Raw genomic sequence first — 23772 nt, 5'->3', positions numbered from 1 at the left:
TCCGCGAGGACGTCTCTAGGCCAGCAAACCTGTCGGGTACATGAATGAACCCGGCTTAGCGGACGTTCGGCCTCCGTGGATCGTTCCATTTGAACGTCTGGTCGCTCACCGGCACGCCGAATCGCTGATTCGACAGGCGAATCGTCGTGCGGTTGTTCTGGCTGTCGAGCGCGACCCAGCCCTGCAGCGCGAGTCCCGCCGGGGCCGCCGAGTCGCGGGCGAAGATCAGCGTGATCTTGCCATATTCGGGATGCTTGGGATCGTTCGCCTCGACCGAGACGACGCGGTCGTTCCCGGTCTGGACGAGCTTCGCATAACGGGTGATATCGCGCGTCGGATCGAGCAGCACGCCCAGTGGCGAGTTCTTGATCGGCCAGCGCTGCACCTGCCGCACGGAATAATCGATGAAGGTCAGCGCGCCGCCCTCCGCGACGATCAGGATCGGCACGCCCTTTTCATACTGGAAGCGCAGCTTGCCCGGCTTCTTCAGCGTGAACGTACCGGTCAGCACCTTGCCGTTGCGGTCGGTCTGCGTGAAGTCGGCGGTCATCGTCTCGACCGACTGGAGGTGGCGCTGCACCGCGGCGAGGTCGCCGGTCGCCTGGGCCGGCAGAGCGGCCGGCGCGACGAGGGCGATCGGCAGGGCGAGAGCAAAAGCGTATCGGGTCATGCGGGTCCTGATGGGGGGAGGGCGTTGAACCGGCCCTTAACTGTCGGGACGGCGGTTGGGTGCCCGGAAGATAGACAACATGAACACCTTAACGGAAACGATCGAGGGCGATCGTTTCGATTTCCACCCCTCCCGCGTCATTGCGAGCGTAGCGCGGCAATCCAGGGCGTCCTGGTCCGGCTCTGGATTGCCGCGCTGCGCTCGCAATGACGAATTTGGGGTCATGGAGCGCGATTATAGTCTTGGTAAGGTGTAGGACAGCGGGTCACGATTTCCCGTTGATTTACAGAACTTTACCCGCCACCCGATCCATCACTTCCCCAGCAGGTTCGCCTGCCAGAACATCAGGCTGGTCCAGAACTGATAGTCCTGATTCTCCTTCTTGGCGTAGCCATGGCCTTCGTCCTTGGCGAGCAGGTGCCAGGCGGGCACGCCATTGGCGCGGACCGCGGCGACCATCTGGTTGGCTTCCGATGCGGGCACGCGCGGGTCGTTGCCGCCGGTGACGACCATCAGCGGGATTTTCAGCTCCTTGGCGCGGGTGAGCGGGCTGATTTCGACCAGCTTGGCGCGCTGGGCGGGATCGCGCTCATCGCCATATTCGACGCGGCGCAGGTCGCGACGATAGCTTTGCGTGTTTTCGAGGAAGGTGACGAAGTTGGAGATGGCGACGATGCAGTTCGCCGCCTTGAACCGGTCGCCGTACCGGATCGCGAGCGCGTAACACATATAGCCGCCGTAGCTGCCGCCGGTTTCCGCGATCCGCTTCGAATCGATGCGCGGGTCCTTGTCGAACCGGTCAAGGAAGGCGCCGATGTCCTTCACCGAATCTTCCCGCTTGAATGGCCCGTTGTCGAGCGCGACGAAGCGCTTGCCGAACCCGGTCGAGCCGCGGACGTTGGGGTAGAAGAGCGCGATGCCCAGTTCGTTGAGCAGGTAATTGTTGCGCCCCAGGAAGCCGGGGGTCGACTGCCCCTCCGGTCCGCCGTGGATGTTGAACAGGAGCGGGCGCTTGCCCGGCCAGCGCTTCGGATCGGGGCGGTAGAGGAAGCCCGACACGGGTTCGCCGTCGAAGCTCTTCACCTCGACGAATTCCGGCTCGACGTTGCGCGCCGGGTCGAGCCCGCCGGTCTCGCTCGCCGTCCAGCGCGTTACCTTCAGCGTCGCGGGATCGAGCGAATAGGTGTCGGTCGGCGCCTTGGCGGAATTGAGCGCGAAGCCCAGCGCGCCCCAGGGCGCGAATTCCACGCCGCCGATGCTGCCGGCGGGCAGCGGCACGGTGCGGGCGCGGCGGCTGGCGACGTCGAGCAGCTTCAGCCGGTCGATACCCGCTTCGTTGACGACATAGGCGATGGTGCGGCCGTCGTCCGAAATGTCGAAGGCGTCGACGTCCCACTTCGGTTCGGGGGCGACCGCGGTGAAGCGGCCCGTCTTCGGATCGATCGTGCCGAGGCGCTGGAAGTCCGATCCCTCGTCCGACGTTACCCACAAGGTGCCGTCAGGTGCGAACTTGGCCTCGCCATAGGCGATGGCGGCGGCAGGATCGCCGATCGGCGTCATCGCGCCGGTCGCGACGTCCATCCGGTACAGGTTGGTCTTGTTGACCGAGCGATATTCGGTGACGACCGCGGTCTTCGCATCGGGCGCGAAGTCGCTGATCGCCCAGCCGCCGCCCTTCACCTGCGCGACGAGGCGGTCGCTCTTCGGATTGCGCGGATCGATGACGTACAGGTCGTTGTCGCGGCCGTTACGCCGCGTCGACGAATAGCCGAGCCAGCGGCCGTCATGGCTCCAGGCGTTGATCGCATTGCGGCTCTTGCCATCGGTCAGCAGCGTCAGGCGGCCGTCCCGCAGCGTGTAGAGCTGCCAGAATTCGCTGCCGCCGACGTCTTTCTGCACGACCATCACGTCGCCGCGCTTGGGCGCATAGCTTGCGCGGGCGATGGCATCCGCCTCGAACGACAGCTGGCGGCGCGCGCCCATCGGCATCGCGACCTCGTGCGCCTGCACCGTATTGCCGAAGCGCGTCGCGATCAGCACGCCGCGCGTCACCGGATTCCAGCCGCCGAACGCCGACGAGCGCGATTCCAGATAGGGCCGCGTCGCATCGGCGAGCGCCTGCGGCACCGGCGGGATACCATCCGCGACGATCGCGGCGGGCGGGGCGACGGTGGTGCTGTCCTGCGCCATGGCGGTGCCGGCCAGCAGAAGCGCGGCGGCGGCGGCGATGCGTTTCATCGAATGGAACTCCCCGGTGTATTATCTCTAAGCTACACCTTGCCAGCTTGGCGCCGGGGATCAAGGAAAATGGCGATCGGGCGAATGGCCGTCAGGCGTAGCCGTTGCACTGCGTGCGGGTGATGCTGCGGCTGGCGACGTCATATTCGACGGTGACCTGGATGCAGCCACCATCGAAGATGAAGGGCAGGTCGTGCGCGTGGGCAAACCAGCGGCGCTGCCCGGCGGGCGTTTCGGCAGCGCGGGATTTGGCGTAGCGCCGGGCCATGTCGGCGATTTCGGCCCGCGTGCAGGGCCGCGATTTGAAGTTTTCGATCATGACGTCGCACCCCTGGTTCGGGGCTGGCGGGGATGAAGGCAACAGATAGTTGGCGACCACATGCGTCCGGTCCGCCCAGGCATAGTTGCGCCCATAGGCGGCCAGCGGCCAAGCCTTTGCCGGCAGGACGATGCTGCGCTCGATCGCGTCTATCACCGCACGCTCGCGCGCTGATGGCGGAACGGGGGGCGGCTGCGGTCGCGAGCAGTGCGAGGATCGGGAGCGCCAGACAGGATCGCGCGCGGCCGGTGAAGCGTGTCATGATCAATGCCCCCTGCGACGTGAGGGCGCCATCATGCCGGCGTCCTGCTCTGCATCAAGGGGGTTCAGCTTGAACGCTAGCGTAACGGTCGGCAAACCTGACGCATATGACGTACCCGATCCACCGTTACCGCGCGTTCGCCGATCTCACCCGCACCGAAGTCGAATTGCTCGGCACGCTCGGCGATGGCGAGGTGGTGCGCCGACGCGGCGAAACCTTCCAGCGCGAAGGCGATGCGGTGAGTGGCTTTCACCTGCACCTGAAGGGATGGGTGGCGTCGTCGATCATCCTGCGCAGCGGCAACCGCCTGATCCAGAAGGTGCATCTGCCCGGCGACATGCTCGGTACGCCGACGATGGTGCTGTCGAAGGCGGCGGACACGCTGACCGCGATCACCGAATCGGTGACCGCCCTCGTGCCATATGAGCGGATCGGGCGGCTGTACGAGACGGCGCCGCGGCTCGCCGCGCTGTTCATGGTCGCGGTGCAGATGGAGCGATTGGCGCTGATGGACATGCTGGCGATCACCGGCAATGCCTCGGCCCGCGAACAGCTCGCGCGGCTGCTGGTCGACCTTCACACGCGGCTGACCCCGATCGGCATGGTGGAGGACGATGCGTTCGACCTGCCGCTGACGCAGGAGGTGATCGGCGACCTGCTCGGGCTGACCGGGGTCCATGTCAACCGCACGGTGCGCGCGATGGAGGACGAGGGACTGATCGCGCGGAGGGGGCATCGCGTGCGGCTGCTCGATGTCGATCGCCTGCGGCAGCTCTCGCCGCTGCCGCCGCGCCAGCCGGCATTCGAGCCGGCGTGGCTGCCGGCGGCACGGTAGGGCAGGCGCGGTGCCATCGGTGAAGGCCGGCTTACGCCTCGTCAGGCTCGTCCTCGTAAAAGTCGAGGGGCTTTGTGGACCCCGCCGGTGAACGGTCTGGATGGAGACCCAGATCCGAGCCGAACATCGATTGGTGGGTCGTGCCGGCCACGCGCATTCCGACTGCGGCTTTGATATCCAGCGTTTTCAGGAAACTTCGGAAGGTGACGAGCTTCCCTTCGCGAAGCAGCTTCGCGGCCTGCTGATATTCACGTTCGAAGTTGGGTATCATCCTTTGCAGTTTGGTAAGGTAGACAGCCTTGTCGTCGCTCAGGCGTGCTATCTGGTCGTCAAGCAGGAAACGCGGGAGCGGCATGATGGAGAGCCGATCGACCTGATACTCCAGCGGCATGCGCTGATCGTCATCGATCCGTTTCATCATCGTACGGATGACCAATTGATTTTCCCAGTGGTGCCGTTCCAATTCCGCCAAGCCCCGCCGCACGGCGGACTCGGCTTCTTTATTTAATTTCTCTTCCGCAGCCTGCTTCTGTGCTTCGGCGTGTTTCCACCGCTCTCTATTCTCCCAGAACTTGAAAGCATCCCAAGCTATTTTGAGCGTGAAAGCGACGCTTGCCGCTATCACGGTCAAAGCTGCGGCGCGGGTAAATCCCATCACTTCGATCAAAGCATCAGGATTAAGTGGAGGAGATGAGAATATTGGAACAATAGAATTCAGTATCATCGTCATCAGTCCAACTGGAGGGCTGACGCAACGCAACTTATACCTGATCCAAATCTAGGACCGATTTCGAACTGGGGAGCGGTAGCTCCACGTTCAAGTCGTTCTTCAAGAAATTAATGCCGAATAATACTCATTATGGCAGGCAAGTGACCCTGGCTTCAGTCGATAGCATCGCCGAATAGGGTAAATGATGTATCGCAACGGCGGTAAAACATTGATAAAAGATAATAATTAACGATTTTAGGCGGCTATCGTCCGCGGATTGATGCGGTAGCTTCCATCTTATTTGGTTTAAAATACATCTGTATCAGCTGTTGATCCCCCGCCTCAGATCGCGTGGCCTTCGGTATCGCGTAGCACTTCGCGGCGGCCGACATGGTCGGGGCGGCCGACGATGCCGTCCTTTTCCATGCGTTCGATCAGCCGCGCTGCCGAATTGTAGCCGATGCGCAGCTGGCGTTGCAGCCAGCTGGTCGAGGCCTTCTGCGATTCGCACACCAGCTGGATCGCGGCACGATACTGCTGATCCTCAGCGGTGTCCTCGCCCTCCGGCGCGCCTTCCAGCGCGAAGCTGTCCTCGGGCTCTTCGGTGACCGAGCTGATGTAATCGGGCTGGCCCTGCGCGCGCCAGTGATCGGCGATGGCGCGCACCTCGTCGTCGCTGACGAAGGGGCCGTGGACGCGGACGATGCCCTTGCCGCCGGGCATGTAGAGCATGTCGCCGCGGCCCAGCAGCTGTTCGGCGCCCTGTTCGCCCAGGATGGTGCGGCTGTCGATCTTGCTGGTGACGTGGAAGCTGATGCGCGTCGGCAGGTTCGCCTTGATGACGCCGGTGATGACGTCGACCGACGGGCGCTGCGTCGCCATGATCAGGTGGATGCCCGCGGCGCGCGCCTTTTGCGCGAGGCGCTGGATCAGGAATTCCACCTCCTTGCCCGCGGTCATCATCAGGTCGGCAAGTTCGTCGACGATGACGACGATCTGCGGCAGCGGTTCGTAGTCGAGCTGCTCTTCCTCATACACCGGCTGGCCGGTGTCGGGGTGGTAGCCGGTCTGGACGCGGCGGCCGAGGCGCTGGCCCTTGGCCTTGGCGGCGCGCACCTTGTCGTTGAAGCCTGCCAGGCTGCGTACGCCGACCGACGACATCTGGCGGTAGCGATCCTCCATCGTCTCGACCGCCCACTTCAAGGCACGCACCGCCTTGGCGGGATCGGTGACGACCGGCGACAGCAGGTGCGGGATGTCGTCGTACATGCTCAGTTCGAGCATCTTGGGATCGATCATGATCATCCGGCACTGTTCGGGCGTCAGCCGGTAGAGCAGCGAGAGGATCATGCAGTTGAGGCCGACCGACTTGCCCGATCCGGTGGTGCCGGCGACGAGCAGATGCGGCATCGGCGCAAGATCGGCGATGACGGGATCGCCGGCAATGTTCTTGCCGAGGATGATCGGCAGCTGCGCGGCCTGATCCTCGAACGTCTGGCTGCCGACGAGTTCGTGCAGACTGACCGATTCACGCTTCTGGTTGGGCAGTTCGATGCCGATGACGTTGCGACCCGGGATCACCGCGACGCGCGCCGAGATCGCCGACATGTTGCGCGCGATATCGTCGGCGAGCGCGATGACGCGGCTGGCCTTGATGCCTGGCGCGGGCTCCAGCTCGTACATCGTCACGACCGGGCCGGGGCGCACCTCGTTGATGACGCCGTGCACCTTGAAGTCGTCGAGCACGTTTTCGAGCAGGCGCGCGTTGCGCTCCAGCGAGGCCTTGTCGATCGTGCCCTTCGGCGCCGGCGGCGCGGGGGTGAGCAGATCGAGCTGCGGCAGCGTATAGCTGTGGCCGAGGTCGAGGCTCTGCTGCTTGGGCTTGGGCTTGGCGGCGGAGGGCGCGAGATTGCGGTCGGCGATATTGGGGGCGGGACGGGGATCGGGCGTCGCGACCGCGCGCGGTTCGACGACCTTGCGCGCGAGCTGGAGCGGTTCCTCGTCCTCGTCGTCATAGGCGTCGTCGTACAGATCGTCGCCATCGTCGTCGGCGCCGATCACCGCGCCACGCGTGCGGCGCAGACGGAAGCGGCGGTCGCCGAGGTCGATGTCGAGGCTCTTCGCCCAAATGACGATGCCGGCGATGCCGACGACCAGGCCGATGCCGCGTGCCGCCCAGCGCTCTGCGCCCGGCTGGCCGATGAACGACAGGCCCCATTCCACGGCCTTGGCCACCGACAGGCCGGCGACGCCGCCCCAGCCGGCAGGCAGCGCCAGAACCGACGCATCGGAGACGAAGGCGAGCGCGGCGGCGATCAGCGCCACGCCGATCGCGGCATTGCGCAGCATCGCGAGCCAGCGCCCCGCGGGCCGATCGCGCCACAGCCGCGCAGCGACGATCGGCGCGATCGGCAGCAGCAATGCGACCGCCGGGCCGAACAGTGTGAGCGCGAGGTCGGCGAACCAGGCGCCGGGCGGGCCGGCGAGATTCTGCACCGGCCCCCCGGAGGCGGTGTTGAGCGCGGCGTCGCTGGCGCGGTAGCTCGCCAGCGCGAGCACCATGACCGCGGTGGCGACGAACAGCGCGATCGCGGCGACCAACGCGCCGCCCCGCACTGCGCCCGCTCTCACCGTCTCACGCAACAGCCCTGGCTGCGCACGGCTCGCCATCGCTCGATTCCTTCAATGTTCCGAAAAGTTAACGCCGGTTCATCGGCCGATGGGGCGATTCCGTCAAGATGGGCGGATGGCGAGCTGATGTACCCACGTCCCCCGTCATCCAAACCCGGTCCGGGTCCGCGCATCTGCGATCGAGGCACGCGAAGGGTCGCGCAGGTCCGATGCGGCAAGGCGGGTCCCGGCCGTGTTGGATCGCCACCGCCGTCATCATCTCGCAAGACACTATAAAATAACAATAAATCGACGAATCCGCGATCGGGCTGTCCTACACGCCCCATCCGTGCCACCCCTTCCACGCTCTGTCCCACCGCAGGCCCCCCGTTTCGAAAAACACGTGCGTCGGCGTGACTTTTGTGACTTTCCGAACCGCTCCCCCGCCGGGAACAACGCCTGCCTACGACCGTAGGGAGCGTTGGCACGGTGCGCGGCGACCTGTAGAGGGATGTGCATGAATTCGGACGTCATCATCCTCGGCGGCGGCCTGGTCGGCGCCACGCTTGCACTGGCGCTCGATGCGCATGGAGTCACGAGCATCGTGGTCGATCCCGCCGACCCCGCGGTCGTGCTCGCCCCCGGCTTCGACGGGCGCGCGTCGGCGATCGCGAGTGCGAGCGGGCGGATGCTGGATGCGATCGGCGTCGGCGCCGCGCTGGCGGGAAAAGGCTGCGCGATCCGGCATATCCGGGTCAGCGACGGACTGGCGCCCGGCAAGCTCGACTTCCGGCCTGGCGAGAGCGACGATCCGCTCGGCACGATGTACGAAAACAAGGCGTTGCGCGCCGCGCTGTTCGCCGCCGCGACCGCCGCGGCCCGCGTCGACCTGCGCATGCAGACGCGCGCGACCGAGCTGGCGCGCGGCGAACACCAGGTCGCCGCGACGTTGAGCGACGGCACCACCGTCACCGCGCCGCTGGTGATCGTGGCGGAAGGGCGCAATTCGCCGACGCGCGAGGCGGCGGGCATCCCGGTGGCGCGCTGGCAATACGACCATGCCGCGATCGTCGGCGCGTTCCACCATGAATACAGCCACGAGGACGTTGCCTACGAGATCTTCTACCCCGCAGGACCGTTCGCGCTGCTGCCGCTGCCCGACGACGACATCGGCCATCGATCGGCGATCGTCTGGTCGGTGAAGGGTGTGGATGGGCCAGGCATGATGAAGCTGGGCGACCGCGCTTTTCTGGCGGAGGCGACCAAGCGGATGGGCGGGTTCCTGGGCGAACTCAGCGCAGCATCGCCGCGCGCGAGCTATCCACTGGGCTTCCACCATGCCGCGCGGATCACCGCGGAGCGGCTGGCGTTGGTGGGCGATGCCGCGCACGGCATCCATCCGATCGCGGGGCAGGGGCTGAACCTGGGCCTGCGCGACGTCGCGACGCTCGCCGAGGTGCTGGTCGAGGGCAAACGGCTGGGGCTGGACCTGGGCGATCCGGCGCTGCTCGAACGCTACCAGCGCTGGCGCGGGCTCGACACGTTCATGGTCGCCGCTGCCACCGATACGCTGACGCGGCTGTTCGGTATCCCTGGCAAGACGGCGAGCGCGGTGCGCCGCTTCGGCATCTCCGCGGTCGATCGCCTGCCGCCGCTGAAGGACCGTTTCATGGCGGAAGCCCGCGGCGAAAGCGGCACGCTGCCCAAGCTGCTGCAGGGCCTGCTGGTGTGAGCGAGACGCCGGTCGATCCGGCGAAGCGGGTGCCCGCGACGCCGCTCGCCCGCGCGCAGGCTGGAGTCACGCGCGCCATGGGCATCGCGCTGGGCGTGACGGTGGCGTTGGCGCTGGTCGGCTACGCCCGCGGCGATGCGATGATGCTGGAAGCGCGCGGCTGGACGCTAGGCGTCGCGCTGCTGACGCTGGGCCTGTGGGTGGCGGCCGCGATCGGCGATGTCGCGCGGCGACGCTTCGCCTCGGCCAGCGCGATCGACGGCGGCGACGGCGCCGACCCCCGTGTCGATGCGGCCAATGCCATCCTGCGCAACACCGCCGAACAGGCGCTGCTCGCCGCGATCGCCTATGGCGCGCTGACGCTGCTCGACGATCATGCGCGCGTGGCCGTTGCGCTGTTCGCGGCGTGTTTCTCGGCCGGGCGGCTGCTGTTCTGGAGCGGCTATCGCGACGGCGCCGCGGCGCGCGCGCTGGGTTTCGGCCTGACCTTCTATCCCAGCGTCGCCGCGCTGCTGATGGCGGCGCTGGCGCTGCTGCGCTAGTCCAGCCCCTGTCTACCGCAGCGGGCAACCGGCTCGTCGCAGGCGTAACCCACACATTCCGCGGTTAATTTGACTTTAGCGCTTTGGCCCCACAACGCTGCCACCCTGACGCCGGGGGGACGCGGCGCTTGGATCATGAGGCGCCGCCCGCGTGTTTTTGCGCAACGATCAAGGCTATGAGCTGGCCGGCGGCACCGCGGCGCGCCCGTTCGTGCGCCTGCCGGGCGTGCCCGGTGCGCGGCCGGCAGTGCGGACGCCGGGGCTGTTCGGTATCGATTGGGGCGCGATCGATTGGGCGCCCGACCTTGGCGCGCAGATCGGCACGCGTGATTGGTGGCGCGGCCTCGCGACGCTGACCGGCCTGCTGGCGACGGTCTGGGCGCTCAATCCCGGTATCCGCCCCTTGGTCGGCGCGGCGCCCGCGGCGCTCGACGGCACCGCCTGGGAAGAGGCGCGCGGCCAGGCCATCGCGCCGCTGGCCTGGGGCGGTGACACAGGCCATCGCATGGCGGCGAACGACCTCGTCTCGCCACTCGCCGAGGCACCCGAACGCCCGCATGTGGAGCTGAGCGCGACGCTGGGCGAGGGCGATGCGCTGGCGCACGTCCTGACCCGTGCCGGCGTCGGCCGCGCCGATGCGGCACGTGCGGCGGAGCTGATCGCGCAGGCGGTATCGCTCGACGACATCCAGCCGGGCACCCGCCTGTCGCTGACGCTCGGCCGGCGCCCGACGCGCACCGTCGCCCGGCCGCTCGAAAAGCTGTCGCTGCGCGCGCGCTTCGATCTGGCGCTGACGCTCGATCGTGCTGCCACCGGCCTGGTGCTGACGCGCCAGCCGATCGCGGTCGACCGCACGCCACTGCGTATCCAGGGTCTCGTCGGCTCCAGCCTGTATCGCTCGGCGCGCGCCGCGGGTGCGCCGGCGCGGGTGGTGGAAAGCTATATCAAGGCACTGGCGACGCGCCTGTCGATCGGCCGCGACGTGGGGGCTGCCGACAGCTTCGACCTGATCATCCAGCGCGACCGCGCCGCGACCGGCGAGCAGCGGCTCGGCGACCTGCTGTTCGCCGGGATCGATCAGGGACGCCGCAAGGTCGAACTCGTCCGCTGGGACGATGCGGACGGCCATGCGAGCTGGTTCGACGCCAAGGGCCAGAGCGAACGGCGCGGCTTCATGGGCATGCCGGTCGCGGGGCGGATCACCTCGTCCTTCGGCTTCCGCATGCATCCGCTGCTCGGCTATCTGAAAATGCACAAGGGCGTCGACATCGGTGCGCCCTATGGCTCGCCCATCTATGCGGTGCTCGACGGCGTGGTGCAGGGCGCGGGGCGTTCGGGCGGCTACGGCAATTTCGTCAAGCTGGGCCATGCCGGTGGGCTCGCCAGCGGCTATGGCCATATGAGCCGCATCGCGGTGGCGCGCGGCCAGCATGTGCGGCAGGGGCAGGTGATCGGCTATGTCGGATCGACCGGCCTGTCGACCGGGCCGCATCTGCACTGGGAAGTGTGGCGCAACGGCCAGACGGTGAACCCGCGCTCGATCAGCTTCGCGAGCGTCGCCGCGCTATCGGGCAGCGATCTGCGGCGGTTCCGGAGTTACGCGGCGGGGCTGCTCGCGGTGCCGGTGGGCGGGCGGTAGTCGGGGCCCGTTTAGCGCTCGTTTGAGAGCGTCACCCCAGCGAAAGCTGGGGTCTTCAGCGGCTCCTGCGGCGCGCAATCATCGGGAGATCCCAGCCTGCGCTGGGATGACGGCTGGATTGAGCGCAGCGCGTCCGACTCACCGCCCCTGGGCGCGCCAGCGGAGGATGGTGCGGGCGATGATATCGTCTTCGCCACCGGCGTCGCACCAGAGTTGCGAGAAAACGGGGTCGGTGGACGCGGGTTGCTTGGCGGGTTCGAGGTTGTCGAAGCTGACGCGGATCGGCACCGCGACGCCTTCGCCGCAGACGATGCATTCGCGGTTGCGCAGCGCCGGGATCGCATCGAGGAAGCCGCGCGCGCCTTCCGGCATCGCGGCGCGGACGAAGGCCTGGTCGCGTTCGTTGTTGAGGCGCATCGCGATGATCGTGCCGCATTGCGACAGCACGCCTTCCTCGAGGTCGGACGGGCGCTGCGTGATCAGCCCCAGGCTGACGCCGTATTTACGCCCTTCCTTGGCGATGCGACCGAGGATGCGGCCGACCGACGCGTTGCGGCCGTCGGCACCGAGGCTGCTCGGAATGTAGCGGTGCGCTTCTTCGCAGACGAGCAGGATCGGGCGCCTGGGCTCGTTACGCGCCCAGATCGCGAAGTCGAACGTCATGCGGCTGAGCATCGCGACGACGACCGAGGTGATTTCCGACGGCACGCCCGACACGTCGATGATCGAGATCGGCTTGCCGTCGCCCGGCATGCGGAAGATGCGGGCGAGGAAGTCGGCCATCGAATCGGCGACGAGCATGCCGGAGAACATGAAGCCGTAGCGCGGATCGGCCTTGATCTCTTCGATCTTGGTCTTGAGCCGCAGATAGGGGGCGGTGTCGCCGGCGCGATCCATCTTGCCCATTTCGAGGCCGATGAAATTGGTGAGGTCGCTGAGCAGATAGGGGATCGGCGCATCGACGGTGAGCTTGGCGACGCCCTGGCCCAGACGATTCTTGCCGCGCGCCATCAACAGGCACTTCGCCAGGATGTCGCGGTCGAGCTGGCTGTCTTCGCCGCGTGCGGTGACGAAGACCTCGCAATGCTCCTCGAAGTTCATCAGCCAATAGGGCATCTGAAGGTTGTTGACGTCGTACAGCGCGCCGTTGTTGCCGAAGGCGGCGCCATATTCGCCGTGCGGATCGATCATCAGCACATGGCCTTGCGGCGCCAGTTCGCAGATGCGGTGGAGGATCAGCGCGGCGCTGGTCGATTTGCCGGTGCCGGTCGAGCCCACCAGCGCGAAATGCTTGCTGAGCATCGCGTCGATATAAAGCGAGGCGCGCACGTCGCGGGTCGGATAGACGGTGCCGATCTGGATATGCGCGCGGTTGCTGGCCGAATAGATCTGCTGGAGGTCGGCGGTGGTGATCGGGAAGACCTCGCACCCCGGGATCGGATAGCGCGTCACGCCGCGGCGGAAGCCGTACAGGCGGCCGGTCAGCTGTTCCTCCATGCCTTCGCCGAGGAAGTCGATTTCGGCGGCGACCCAGTCGCTCGACCCATCGCGCAGCGACAGGCTGCGGACGTTGGCGACCAGCCACGACTGGCCGATGCGCATCTTGATCTGGGTGCCGACCTGGCCCGCGGCGGCGGAGACCGGATCCGATCCTTGCGCGGACAGGGCCAGCGCATTGCGATCGAACAGCACGCGGCTGCTGCTGCCCGCGATCGTCAGGACGCACCCGATCGGTGCGCCGGACAGGCCGATCGTTTCCTGCACGTCCGCCGCGTTCAGCGGCGTACCTTGCGAAAACGAACCCGCCCCCGCCATATCGTTCATCACGCCCGATCCCCATTCATACCGGACGAGCGGTAGAGGGCGCTGGTTAATTTAGCGTTGGGAACGGTTACACGCGGCGCGCGACCCAGCCTGCGCCCCAGCCGAGCGCGATCGACAGCGCCACCGCCGCGATTCCGTAAAGGAACGCATGCCGTTCGGCGGCGCGCGCGACGAAGCGTTCGAAGCCCGATTTGCGGATATCGATGTCGCGCACCGCCGCCGCCAGCACGCGGCCGTCGCGAATCAGGAAGGTTTCGGCGGTGAATCGCCCAACCGGCACACGCGCCGGGATGGTGAGTCGCGCGCGATACAGCACGTCGTCGGTGATCTCGACCGCGCGCGGCGCCTCGACATACAGGCCCGCGCGGCGGCGCAGATCGACGAGGCCCTGCTGGAAGCGGTGCTCGACTGCGCTGACCGCATTGGAGCCGGGGGACAATTGCAGGCTGTCGAGCCCCAGTTCGTAGATCGCGCGGGTGCGCTCGTCGACGATCCGGTCGATCGGGCGCGACGAGGCGAGCGCATAGAAACTGGGTGCCGAACTGTAGCGCTGATGCTGGGCATTGACCCAGATGCCGGCGATCTTTTCCTTTTCGCGGACCAGCACCGATTGCGTCGGGCCCTTTACGATCACCACGATATCGGTCGGCGATTCGCCGGGGGGCAGGCGGCCGCCGGGGTAGAGGATCGCGCCGAACAGCAGCAGCTCCGCGCCGGTGAAGCTGTAGGCGATCTCGATCTGGCGCTGCGACACGTCGGGGACGAGCACGGGTTTCGCCGGCCCGAAGCCGCCCGGTGGTGCCGAGGAGGCGAGTAGCGCCGGCGCGGCCAGCAGCAGAGCCATGCGGGCGCTCACGTCAGCTCGACCGTGAAGATCTCCTCCGGCCGCCAGACGAGGCCGAGCAGGATGCGCAGGCCGACGAGCAGCACCATGATCGCGAGCGCGAGGCGGAGATATTCGGGCTTTACCCGGCTGGCGAAGCGCGCGCCCAATTGCGCGCCCGTCACCGATCCGAGCAGCAGCAGGCCGGCGAGCACGATATCGACCGCCTTGGTGGTGGTGGCGTGGACCATGGTGGCGACCGCGGTGACGAACAACGTCTGGAACAGGCTGGTGCCGACGACGACGCTGGTCGCCATGCCGAGCAGATAGATCATCGCCGGCACCAGGATGAAGCCGCCACCGATGCCGAGCAGGATGGTGAGGATGCCGGTGAAGAAGCCGAGCAGCAGCGGCGCGAGCGGCGAGATGTAGAGGCCCGACGCGTAGAAACGCGTGCGCAGCGGCAGCGCGGCGACCAGCGGATGGTGGCGCCGCTTGCGCGCGCGCGGGCGGACGCGCCCCTTGGCGACGCCGATCGCCCCGATCGATTCGCGCGCCATCAGCGTGCCGATCGATCCCAGCATCGCAACATAGACGACACCGATCACCGTATCGATCTGGCCGCTCGCTTTGAGCAGCTGGAAGATCCACGCCCCAGCCCCGCTGCCCAGGATACCGCCGGCAACCAATACGCTGCCCATCTTCACGTCGACGCCGCCGCGATGAAAATGTGCGAAGACGCCCGACACGCTCGCGCCCGTCACCTGGCTGGCCGAAGAGGCAGCGGCGACGGTGGGGGGAATGCCGTAGATGATGAGCAGCGGCGTCGTCAGAAAGCCGCCGCCGACCCCGAACATGCCCGACAGCAGCCCGACGCCGCCGCCCAGCAGGATGATGACCAGCGCGTTGACCGACAGGTTGGCGATGGGGAGGTAGAGATCCACGCAGGGCTTTATACGCGGCTGGCGCCGCGGCACTAGGACCATCGTCATTGGGCGGTTCGGCGGGTCGATCGACGCGCGGCACGGCAGTGCATTCCTCCCCTTGCGGGGAGGCGTGTCTGACCGCGCCGGATGGTGATCAGCCTTACCTCGTCACCCCGGACTTGATCCGGGGTCCCGCTCTGGATCGACCGTTGAAGAAGCGGGACCCCGGCACAAGGCCGGGGTGACGGGGGTGGGCGGGTCGTTCGGCTCCAGTCGTCAGAAGTCGGTGCCGATCGAGAGCGCGGGGCCGGAATCGGGGCGGGCGTCGCCTGCGATTCGCTGGCGCCAGTCGGCGGTCAGGCGGAGGCTGTGATTCGCGACCGGCACGACAAGGCCGAGCGACGGGCCGATGTCGAGCCGCGCCGCCCCGCGCTGTGCCCCGCCCCACGCACCGACTCCGACGTCGAGGCGGGCCTTGCCCCGACGCATGACGGGGTGCGCAAGGCGGAGCGCGCCATCGACGAAGGCGTCGGTGTCGTCGCGCGCGATCAGTCCTGCCTGGCCATAGCCCTCGACCGTCACCGCTCCGGCGATGGGCGCGGGGCCATAGCCGCCGACGAGACCGAGCATCGTGCCGCCGTGTCCGCCGTCGAGCGCGATGCGGCGTTCGGCGAGCAGGTGGATCGGCAATCGGGTGGGCTGCCAGTCGAGGCCCACCGCCGCTTCGGCACCGCGGCCGGCGAGCGGGGTCGAGAGGCGCGCCGCGAGTGCGACGCGGCGCGATGTGCCCAGCGCATAGGTGACGCGGATCCCCGCCTGCGATCCGCCGAGCTGGCCGCCGCTTGCCTGCCCGATCCCGCCGCCGCGTGTGATGCCCCAGATGCTGCCGGTGAGCCGCGATGGTCCCCGCGGGGTGATCGTGGCGGGCGTTGCCAGCGGGAGCAGGGGTGGCGGCGTGGGGCGGGGCGGCGTCGTCGTCGTGGCGGGTGCGGGGCGGTCGCCTTCCGTCCGGGCGGCGGCGGCCGGGATGCGGGACAGTGTTGGCGGCGGCGCGATGGGCGTGCGGTTCGGCCGTGGGATCGGTGTGACGCCGGTCGTCGGAAGCGGGGAGCGCACGGCCGCCTCCGCCGTTCCGATCCCCAGCGCGGCGACGATGTGCTCGACCGGGTTGGCGAGCGGCGCCAGCGGCAGGTCGCCCGCTTGCAACAGAGCCAGGGTTCGCATGCCGATCCAGCCGCCAAGCACGATCGCGAGAAAGCGCAAGGGGCGCCCGCCGGTCATGCCAGCGGCGTGCCCGGCTCCGGAAAGGCATGCGCGGTCTTGTCCCAGATCAGCGGGCCGCCGCGCAGAAGCGTGAGGTAGCGCTGGATCGCGCGCGGCGCGGCGATCAGCGCGATGATGTTGCCGACGAAGAAGCGCGGCAGGGACCATCCCGCCTGGCGCCAGCCATGGTCGTGCGCGGTGCAGGCGACCCGCATCCCCAACCGCCAGACGAGCAGCAGCGTCGTCGCGGTCAGCAGCCAGTCGGCGAGGCGGGCATCCGCCACCGCGGTTCCGGTCAGCCAGTGCAGGCCGATCGACAGCGGCCACAGGAGGATCGCGACATATGCGATCGCGAGCACCAGCACTGACACGGGCGCGCGCCGGTCGCGGAAGCGCATCCAGTGATCGGCCAGCGCCTGCGGCCGTCCCCAGCCGGTGCGGTCCCATCCGGCGAGCGCGATCCCGGTCATCCACCGCGCCTTCTGCCGCGTGGCGGTGGGCACGGTGTCCGGGAAATAGGCGCGCACCGCGATCAGGCTGTCGTCGCGGGGATCGCGCACGCGGGCGAAGCGGCTGCGGCCGCCGCGTTCGGCGATGTGGAGGCCGAGCTCGTAATCCTCGGTCAGGCTGGTGTCGTCGAACGGCGCGCCGCCCCGGTCGGCGGCGATGGCCGCCAGCATGTCGGTCGCGATCGCGCAGCCCGTGCCGGCGAGCGGCATCGCGGCGCCCAGCATCGCGCGCACCGGCTGCTGGACGATATGCGCATAGGCGAATTCGTCGGCATAATGGCCGGATACCAGCGATCCGCGGCGGACCAGCGGCAGCACGGGCAGCTGTACCACGGCGCATCCTTCGATCAGCGTGTCGAACACGGTGAGTTCGGCGGCGTGGACGACATCCTCGGCATCGTGCAGCACCACCGCCTTGATCGGGCCTTCGGCGGCGTCGGCGACGAGCGCGCGCCACAGGCTGTTGAGGCAATCGGCCTTGGTGGTCGGGCCGTTGCGGGGGCCGACGATCACGCGGATACGCGGGTCGGTCGCCGCCACCGCACGCGCCGCGGCGATCGTGCCGGGATCGTTGGGATAGACGCCGACGTAGAGCCGGTAATCGGGATGATCGATCCGGGCGACGGCGGTGGCGAGCATCTGCCCGATCACCGCCTGTTCGTCCCAGGCGGCGACGAAGATCGCGAAGCATCCGCTGTCGGTCGGCGCGGGCAGTCGATCGAGGTGCGTAGGGATAGCGCCGCGTCCGACCCCGCGTCGGGCGAGAAAGCACAGGTCGACGATCAGATCGTCCAGCCCGCCGATCAACAGGCCGGCCGCGGCGAACAACATGGTCTCACGCGCCGTGGCGTCGATAATCGCGGTGATCCAATCCACGCGCCGCCCCCGGTCCGCCCCGGCGACAAACCTCCGTTATGGACCGAAAATCGGCAAGTTGATTCTGACATCGACATGAATTCGCGCAAGATAACGGGCTGGTCGTGCCGCCAGCTTCGAGATTTTCGTGCGAATCGGATCAATAAAGGTCTGCATGTTCGCGTGCGACAGGCAGCGTTGGCCCGCTGGATTCGACCCCGCGAACCGCCTAGACATGGCGCAACAACGGGGGGCGCGGGCATGCGGCGTAATGCGGCGGTACGGTTGGCGGTGTTGGCACTGGCTCTGGCGCCCGTGGCGGCGTTCGGCGACGACAGCCCGCAGGTGGTGCTCGCCCAGCCCGGCACGGGCGGCGCCGGTGCGAACGGCGGCGGCGCGATCGAACGCTATACGATCCGCTTCAACCAGGCGATGGTGCCGCTGGGCGACCCGCGGGCGAAGGCCCCGTTCAAGACCGGGTGCGCCGGCACCGGCCGCTGGGTCGATCCGCAGACCTGGGTATTCGATTTCGCCGCGCCGCTGACCGGCGATGCCAAATGCAGCTTCGACGCGGTCGAGGGGCTGAAGAGCGTATCGGGCTACAGCTTCTCCGGGCGGGCGAGCTACACGGTGGAGGCGGGCGGGCCGCGCGCGCTGGCGGTGTTGCCGTCGGGGGACGAGATCGAAGAGGATCAGGTGTTCCTGGTCGCCGCGCCGGTCGCGCCGACGCGCGCCTCGGTGGCCGCCAACGCCTATTGCGCGGTCGATGGGCTGGGCGAGAAGATTCCGGTCGATGTCCTCAATGCCGGCCTGCCGGCGAAGCTGCTGGGCGAGATGGGGACGCGCAACTGGTCGGTGCGCAGCTTCCTGGAAAATGCCGGACTGCCCGAGGCGGTGCCGGCCACGCCCGCAGAGCGACAGGCCGCTTATGCTGGGATCACTGCGCTGAAATGCCGCCGTGCGCTGCCGCCGGGGCGCGACATGGCGCTGATGTGGGGCAAGGGGATTGCCTCGGCGTCGGGCAAGCTCGCCGGGACCGATCAACGCTTCGACTTTACCGTGCGCAAGCCGTTCGCGGCGCGCTTCGAATGCAGCCGTACCAATCCGCAGGCTGGGTGCAGCCCGGTGCAGCCGGCGTACGTGCGCTTCACCGCGCCGGTGCCGATGAGCCAGGCCGCGGCGATCCGGCTGACCTTCGCGGACGGCAAACCAATCGCGCCGACCTTCGACGACGACGATAAGAAGAAGGCGACGATCAGCGATCTGACCTTCAAGGCGCCGCTGCCCGCCGATGCGACGGCGAAGCTGACGCTGCCGGCGGGGATCAAGGACGAAAGCGGTCGGAGCCTCAGCAACGCCGAACGCTTTCCGCTGGAGGTGAAGTTCGACGAAGCGCCGCCGCTGGTGAAGTTCGCGGCCGATTTCGGCATCCTCGAATCGGTGCAAGGCGGCGTGCTGCCGGTTACCGTGCGCAACGTCGAGCCGTCGCTGCAGGGCAAGAGCCTGGCGATCGGCGGGCGGACGCTGAAGGTCGGCGATTCGGATGCGGCGGTGGCCGAATGGCTGCGCACCGTCGCCGCGGCGGGCGAGACCAACATCGAGGACGTGAAGCGCGGCGAGGAGGTCGTCGCGCGCATCAACCACACTGGCGACCGGTCGATCCTGGGTGACCAGGGCGGGGGGCTGAAGCTGGGCCTGCCGGGCAAGGGGCGCGAATTCGAGGTCGTCGGGATCCCGCTGGGCAAGCCGGGCTTCTATGTCGTCGAACTCGCCAGCCCGCGGCTCGGCCGATCGCTGCTGGGGCGGAACGCGCCGCGCTATGTCGCGACTGCGGCGCTGGTCACCAACATGGCGGTGCATTTCAAATGGGGCCGCGAGCGCAGCCTCGCCTGGGTGACTGCGCTCGACAGCGGCAAGCCGGTGGCGAATGCCAGCGTGCAGGTGAGCGACAGCTGCACGGGCCGTGTGCTGGCGCGCGGGATCACCGATCGCAGCGGCGGGCTGATGGTGCCAAAGGGGCTGCCCGAGCCGGAGACCTATGGCAGCTGTTCCGACACGTCGACCGCGCATCCGTTGATGGTGTCTGCGCGCAGCGGCGACGATTTCAGCTTTGCGCTGACGACCTGGGGCGAGGGTATCCGGCCGTACGATTTCGAATTGCCCTATGGCTATTCGGCGCCGTTCGAGACGTTCCACACCGTCTTCGACCGCGCGTTGGTGCGCCAGGGCGAGACGATCCACATGAAGCATATCGTCCGCCGCCCGGACGGCAGCGGCTTTGCGATCCCTCCGGGCTTCAGCGGCACGCTGCGCCTCGCGCATCGCGGATCGGACACGCAGTTCGACCTGCCGCTCAACATCGACGCGCGCGGGATCGGCGAGACGAGCTGGACGGTGCCGCAGGGCGCGCCGATGGGCGATTACGACCTGCGCATCGTGCGCGGCGACGACGTCACCTTCACATCGCAATCGTTCAAGGTCGACGAGTACAAATTGCCGACGATGCGGGCGAGCGTGACCGGGCCGAAGGCGCCGGCGGTGCGGCCCAAGTCGCTGCCGCTCGATCTGTATGTCGGCTACCTTTCCGGCGGCGGGGCGAGCAACCTGCCGGTCGACGTGCGCGTCGGCTGGTTCGCGCATAGCGCCAATCCCGAAGGCTATGAGGCGTACACCTTCGGCGGTGCCAAGGTGGAGGAGGGCACGCGCGCCATGAACGGCGACGATCGCGAGACGCCGCTGCCGCCGACGCAGACCTTGCCGGTGACGCTGGGCGGCGACGGTACGGGCCATGTCAACGTCGACGTGCCGACGCTCGACGGGCTCGCCGATATGCGCGTCGAGATGGATTATCAGGATGCCAATGGCGAGGTGCTGACCGCCAGCCGCGTGATCCCGATCCTGCCGTCCGCGGTGCAGCTGGGTATCAAGACCGACGGCTGGCTGATGAAACAGGACGATCTGCGCCTGAAGTTCGTCGCGCTCGATGCGCGGGGCAAGCCGATCAAGGGGCAGAAGGTCTCTGTCGCGCTGTACAGCCGCCAGATCCTCACCGCGCGGCGGCGGCTGATCGGCGGCTTCTACGCCTATGACAACCAGATGCGCACGACGAAGCTGGCGGCGGATTGTACCGCCACCACCGATGCGCAGGGGCTGGCCAGCTGCACGATCGATCCGGGCGTGTCGGGCGAGGTCTATGCGGTGGCGACGACGACCGATGCGGACGGCAATGTCGCGCGCGCTGTGCAATCGGTATGGCTGGTCGGCAACGACGCCTGGTGGTTCGGCGGCGACAATGGCGACCGGATGGACGTGATCCCCGAACGCATGGCGTACAAGGCGGGCGAGACCGCGCGCTTCCAGGTGCGCATGCCGTTCCGGTCGGCGACCGCGCTGGTGACGGTGGAACGCGAGGGCGTGCTGTCGAGCTTCGTCACCGACCTCAGCGGCACCGATCCGGTGGTCGAGGTGCCGATGCCGGGATCTTACGCGCCCGACGTCTTCGTCTCGGTGCTCGCGGTGCGCGGGCGGGTGGAGAGCGGATGGACCAGCTGGCTGCGCGGGATCGGCCAGTCGCTGGGGCTGGTGAAGAGCGAGCCCGCGCCCGAGCCGACGGCTCTGGTCGACCTGGCCAAGCCCGCCTTCCGCCTCGGCATCGCCAAGGTGAAGGTCGGGTGGGAGACGCATACGTTGGGCGTGACGGTGCAGGCGGACCACGAGCGGTTCGCGCCGCGCGGCACCGCTGCGGTCGCGGTGCAGGTGAAGCGACCGGATGGCGCGCCGGCGAGCAGCGCCGATGTCGCCTTCGTCGCGGTGGACGAAGCGCTGTTGCAGCTCGCGCCCAACGACAGCTGGGACGTGCTAAGCGCGATGATGGGCGAACGGCCGCTGTCCGTCCTCACCGCGACCGCGCAGATGCAGGTGGTCGGCAAGCGGCATTACGGTCGCAAGGCGGTGGAGGCCGGCGGCGGTGGTGGCGATGCCGCGGCGGCGCTCAACCGCGAAAATTTCAAACCGGTGCTGCTGTGGCAAGGGACGGTGCCGCTGGATGCGCAGGGACGTGCGACGCTGCGCGTGCCCCTGTCGGACGCGCTGTCGTCGTTCAAGCTGGTCGCGATCGCCACCGACGGCAACGGGCTGTTCGGCACGGGATCGACCGCGATCCGCACCGCGCAGGACCTGTCGGTCTATGCCGGTCTGCCGCCGCTGGTGCGCAGCGGCGATTGGTATGCGGCAGGCTTCACGCTGCGCAACGGCAGCGATCGGCCGATGACCGTCACCGCGAAGGTGGAGGTGTTCCCGCGGATCGCACAGGGCAAGCCGCTGACCGTGACGATCCCGGCAGGACGCGCGGTGCCGGTCGCGTGGAACCTGACCGCGCCGCAGGCGAGCGGGACCTTGCGCTGGCAGGTCACGGCCACGTCGAAGGACGGCAAGGCGAGCGATAGGCTGACCGTCAGCCAGCAGGTGGTGCCGGCGGTGCCGGTGGAAACCTGGGCGGCGGCGCTGACTCGGGTGGGTGACGCTACCAGCCTGCCGATCGCGGCGCCCGCGGGGGCGTTGCCGGGGCGCGGATCGGTCGACGTGCAGCTGACCGACACGCTGGCGCCGCCACTGGCCGGGGTGCGCGATTACATGACGCGCTATCCGTACAATTGCTTCGAACAGCAGTTGAGCCGGATCGTCGCGCTAGGTGATGCGGCGCGGTGGAGCGCGCTGGCGGGGGCGATCCCGACCTATCAGGCCTCCGACGGTCTGCTGCGCTATTGGCCGCGCGAGTCGCTCGACGGGTCTGAGGCGCTGACCGCTTATGTGTTGTCGCTGACCAGCGAGGCGGGGCTGCCGCTGCCGCCGGCCGCGCGCGCACGGATGGTGGAGGGGCTGAAGGCGGTGCTCGACGGCCGGGTCCGGCATGAGACCTATGGCGATCCACGACAGCAGAAGCTGGTGGCGTTCGCGGCACTCGCGCGCGCCGGGGAAGCCACGCCCGCGATGCTGGGGCAGATCGGTCTGCCGGCGCAGGACATGCCGACCTCGCTGCTCGCCGATTATATCGCGGCGCTCGACCGGGTGCCTGCCGCCAATGCGGCGGCGTTGAAGGCGCAGGCGGAGGGCGTGCTGCGCAGCCGCCTGGTCTATGAGGGCACGCGGCTCGACCTGTCGGATGCGTCGTCGGCGCCGTGGTGGCTGATGTCGTCGGGCGACGAGGCGGCGATCAAGGCGCTGCTCGTCACGCTCGGCCGGCCGGGCTGGCAGGACGAGGCGGCGAAGATGATGGTCGGCGTGAGCCTGCGCCAGTCGCGCGGCCATTGGGACACGACGACCGCCAATGCCTGGGGCGCGGTGGCGGTGCGCAAGTTTGCCGGCCTCTATCCGGCGCAGGCCATCGCGGGCACGACGACGGTGCAGCTGGGTGCGGCGAGTGCGTCGCGCAGCTGGCCGCTCGCTGCCGAGGCGCGGACGGTCAGCCTGCCGCTGCCGGCGGCGCAGACGCCGCTGGTGCTGCGCCAGAGCGGCGGGGCGGGGCCGTGGGCGACGGTGCTGGTGCGCGCCGCGGTGCCGCTGACCAGCCCGGTCTTCGCCGGATACCGCGCGACGCGCACGGTGCAGGTGGTGCAGGCGCGCAAAGCCGGGCAGCTGACGCGCGGCGACGTGCTGCGCGTGACGATCACCGTCGATGCGAGCGCCGAGCGCAACTGGGTGGTGGTCGACGATCCGATCCCCGCGGGTGCGACGATCATCGGCGACCTCGCCAACCAGTCGCAGATGCTGGGGGAGGGCGGCGAGAGCGATGGCGTGCAGCCGTCCTATATCGAGCGCGGCAACGACAGCTGGCGCGGCTTCTTCGCCTGGGTGCCGCGCGGGCGCTTCACGGTGAGCTATGCGCTGCGGCTGAACGGCGCGGGCCGGTTCAGCCTGCCGCCGACGCGGGTGGAGGCGATGTATTCGCCGAGCGTGCGGGCGCAGGTGCCCAACCAGCCGGTGGTGGTGGGGCAGCGGTGAGGGTGGCCGTCATTGC

15 protein-coding genes are annotated in these 23772 nt (G+C 68.2%); 5 read left to right on the top strand and 10 right to left on the bottom strand.

Going from position 1 to position 23772, the window contains the following annotated elements; genetic code table 11:
* Nucleotides 1-55: 55 nt before the first annotated feature.
* The 3 genes from ACGVWT_RS08185 to ACGVWT_RS08175 all read right to left on the bottom strand — a co-directional run bounded on the left by ACGVWT_RS08185 (nucleotide 56) and on the right by ACGVWT_RS08175 (nucleotide 3383).
* Entirely contained in the window at nucleotides 56-670 is a 615-nt protein-coding gene (locus ACGVWT_RS08185; RefSeq protein ID WP_315460962.1) for an outer membrane lipoprotein carrier protein LolA, read from the bottom strand.
* Nucleotides 671-982: 312 nt separating this feature from the next.
* Nucleotides 983-2908: a prolyl oligopeptidase family serine peptidase gene (locus tag ACGVWT_RS08180; RefSeq protein ID WP_315460963.1), complete on the bottom strand. Its 1926-nt coding sequence runs from the start codon at nucleotides 2906-2908 to the stop codon at nucleotides 983-985.
* A 91-nt stretch (nucleotides 2909-2999) separates the two neighbouring features.
* Entirely contained in the window at nucleotides 3000-3383 is a 384-nt protein-coding gene (locus ACGVWT_RS08175; RefSeq protein ID WP_315460964.1) for a hypothetical protein, read from the bottom strand.
* Between the two features lie 212 nt (nucleotides 3384-3595).
* Here ACGVWT_RS08175 and ACGVWT_RS08170 point away from each other — a divergent pair, with 212 nt between their 5' ends.
* Entirely contained in the window at nucleotides 3596-4324 is a 729-nt protein-coding gene (locus tag ACGVWT_RS08170; protein ID WP_315460965.1) for a Crp/Fnr family transcriptional regulator, read from the top strand.
* 31 nt (nucleotides 4325-4355) lie between these two features.
* On the opposite strand, the gene ACGVWT_RS08165 is transcribed toward ACGVWT_RS08170, so the two are convergent.
* Nucleotides 4356-5048: a hypothetical protein gene (locus ACGVWT_RS08165; RefSeq protein ID WP_315460966.1), complete on the bottom strand. Its 693-nt coding sequence runs from the start codon at nucleotides 5046-5048 to the stop codon at nucleotides 4356-4358.
* A 327-nt stretch (nucleotides 5049-5375) separates the two neighbouring features.
* A complete protein-coding gene (locus tag ACGVWT_RS08160; RefSeq protein WP_315460967.1) occupies nucleotides 5376-7703 on the bottom strand; it encodes a DNA translocase FtsK 4TM domain-containing protein in 2328 nt (775 codons plus the stop codon).
* A gap of 457 nt (nucleotides 7704-8160) precedes the next feature.
* Here ACGVWT_RS08160 and ACGVWT_RS08155 point away from each other — a divergent pair, with 457 nt between their 5' ends.
* The 3 genes from ACGVWT_RS08155 to ACGVWT_RS08145 all read left to right on the top strand — a co-directional run bounded on the left by ACGVWT_RS08155 (nucleotide 8161) and on the right by ACGVWT_RS08145 (nucleotide 11556).
* Nucleotides 8161-9375 carry a UbiH/UbiF/VisC/COQ6 family ubiquinone biosynthesis hydroxylase gene (locus ACGVWT_RS08155; protein ID WP_315460968.1) on the top strand — a complete coding sequence of 405 codons (1215 nt, stop codon included), beginning with the start codon at nucleotides 8161-8163 and terminating at the stop codon, nucleotides 9373-9375.
* Nucleotides 9372-9917 carry an MAPEG family protein gene (locus ACGVWT_RS08150; RefSeq protein ID WP_315460969.1) on the top strand — a complete coding sequence of 182 codons (546 nt, stop codon included), beginning with the start codon at nucleotides 9372-9374 and terminating at the stop codon, nucleotides 9915-9917. The genes ACGVWT_RS08155 and ACGVWT_RS08150 overlap by 4 nt, the downstream gene beginning before the upstream one ends.
* A gap of 151 nt (nucleotides 9918-10068) precedes the next feature.
* Nucleotides 10069-11556, top strand: coding sequence for a M23 family metallopeptidase (locus ACGVWT_RS08145; RefSeq protein ID WP_315460970.1), 1488 nt, complete (start codon nucleotides 10069-10071; stop codon nucleotides 11554-11556).
* A gap of 138 nt (nucleotides 11557-11694) precedes the next feature.
* Here the strand turns inward: ACGVWT_RS08145 and ACGVWT_RS08140 are convergent, their stop codons facing one another.
* From ACGVWT_RS08140 to ACGVWT_RS08120, 5 genes are all read right to left on the bottom strand, one after another.
* Complete coding sequence (locus tag ACGVWT_RS08140) at nucleotides 11695-13380, bottom strand: helicase HerA domain-containing protein (RefSeq protein WP_315461026.1); 1686 nt, start codon at nucleotides 13378-13380, stop codon at nucleotides 11695-11697.
* A gap of 67 nt (nucleotides 13381-13447) precedes the next feature.
* Nucleotides 13448-14224 carry a TIGR02186 family protein gene (locus tag ACGVWT_RS08135; protein ID WP_315460971.1) on the bottom strand — a complete coding sequence of 259 codons (777 nt, stop codon included), beginning with the start codon at nucleotides 14222-14224 and terminating at the stop codon, nucleotides 13448-13450.
* 8 nt (nucleotides 14225-14232) lie between these two features.
* On the bottom strand, nucleotides 14233-15147 hold the full coding sequence (locus tag ACGVWT_RS08130) for a sulfite exporter TauE/SafE family protein (protein ID WP_043061052.1): 915 nt from the start codon (nucleotides 15145-15147) through the stop codon (nucleotides 14233-14235).
* 258 nt (nucleotides 15148-15405) lie between these two features.
* Nucleotides 15406-16410, bottom strand: coding sequence for a hypothetical protein (locus ACGVWT_RS08125; RefSeq protein WP_315471944.1), 1005 nt, complete (start codon nucleotides 16408-16410; stop codon nucleotides 15406-15408).
* On the bottom strand, nucleotides 16407-17777 hold the full coding sequence (locus tag ACGVWT_RS08120; RefSeq protein ID WP_315460973.1) for a glycosyl transferase family protein: 1371 nt from the start codon (nucleotides 17775-17777) through the stop codon (nucleotides 16407-16409). Before ACGVWT_RS08120 ends, ACGVWT_RS08125 begins: the two co-directional genes overlap by 4 nt.
* Nucleotides 17778-18017: 240 nt before the next feature.
* Here ACGVWT_RS08120 and ACGVWT_RS08115 point away from each other — a divergent pair, with 240 nt between their 5' ends.
* Nucleotides 18018-23756 (top strand): alpha-2-macroglobulin, encoded by a 5739-nt coding sequence (locus tag ACGVWT_RS08115; RefSeq protein WP_394425921.1) that lies wholly within the window; start codon nucleotides 18018-18020, stop codon nucleotides 23754-23756.
* Nucleotides 23757-23772 lie beyond the last annotated feature (16 nt).

The sequence above is a fragment of the Sphingomonas sp. S6 genome, assembly GCF_043498045.1.
Classification (GTDB): Bacteria; Pseudomonadota; Alphaproteobacteria; order Sphingomonadales; family Sphingomonadaceae; genus Sphingomonas.
The sequence above is the reverse complement of the archived record's forward strand: the minus strand, read 5'-3'. Positions and strand labels throughout refer to the sequence as shown.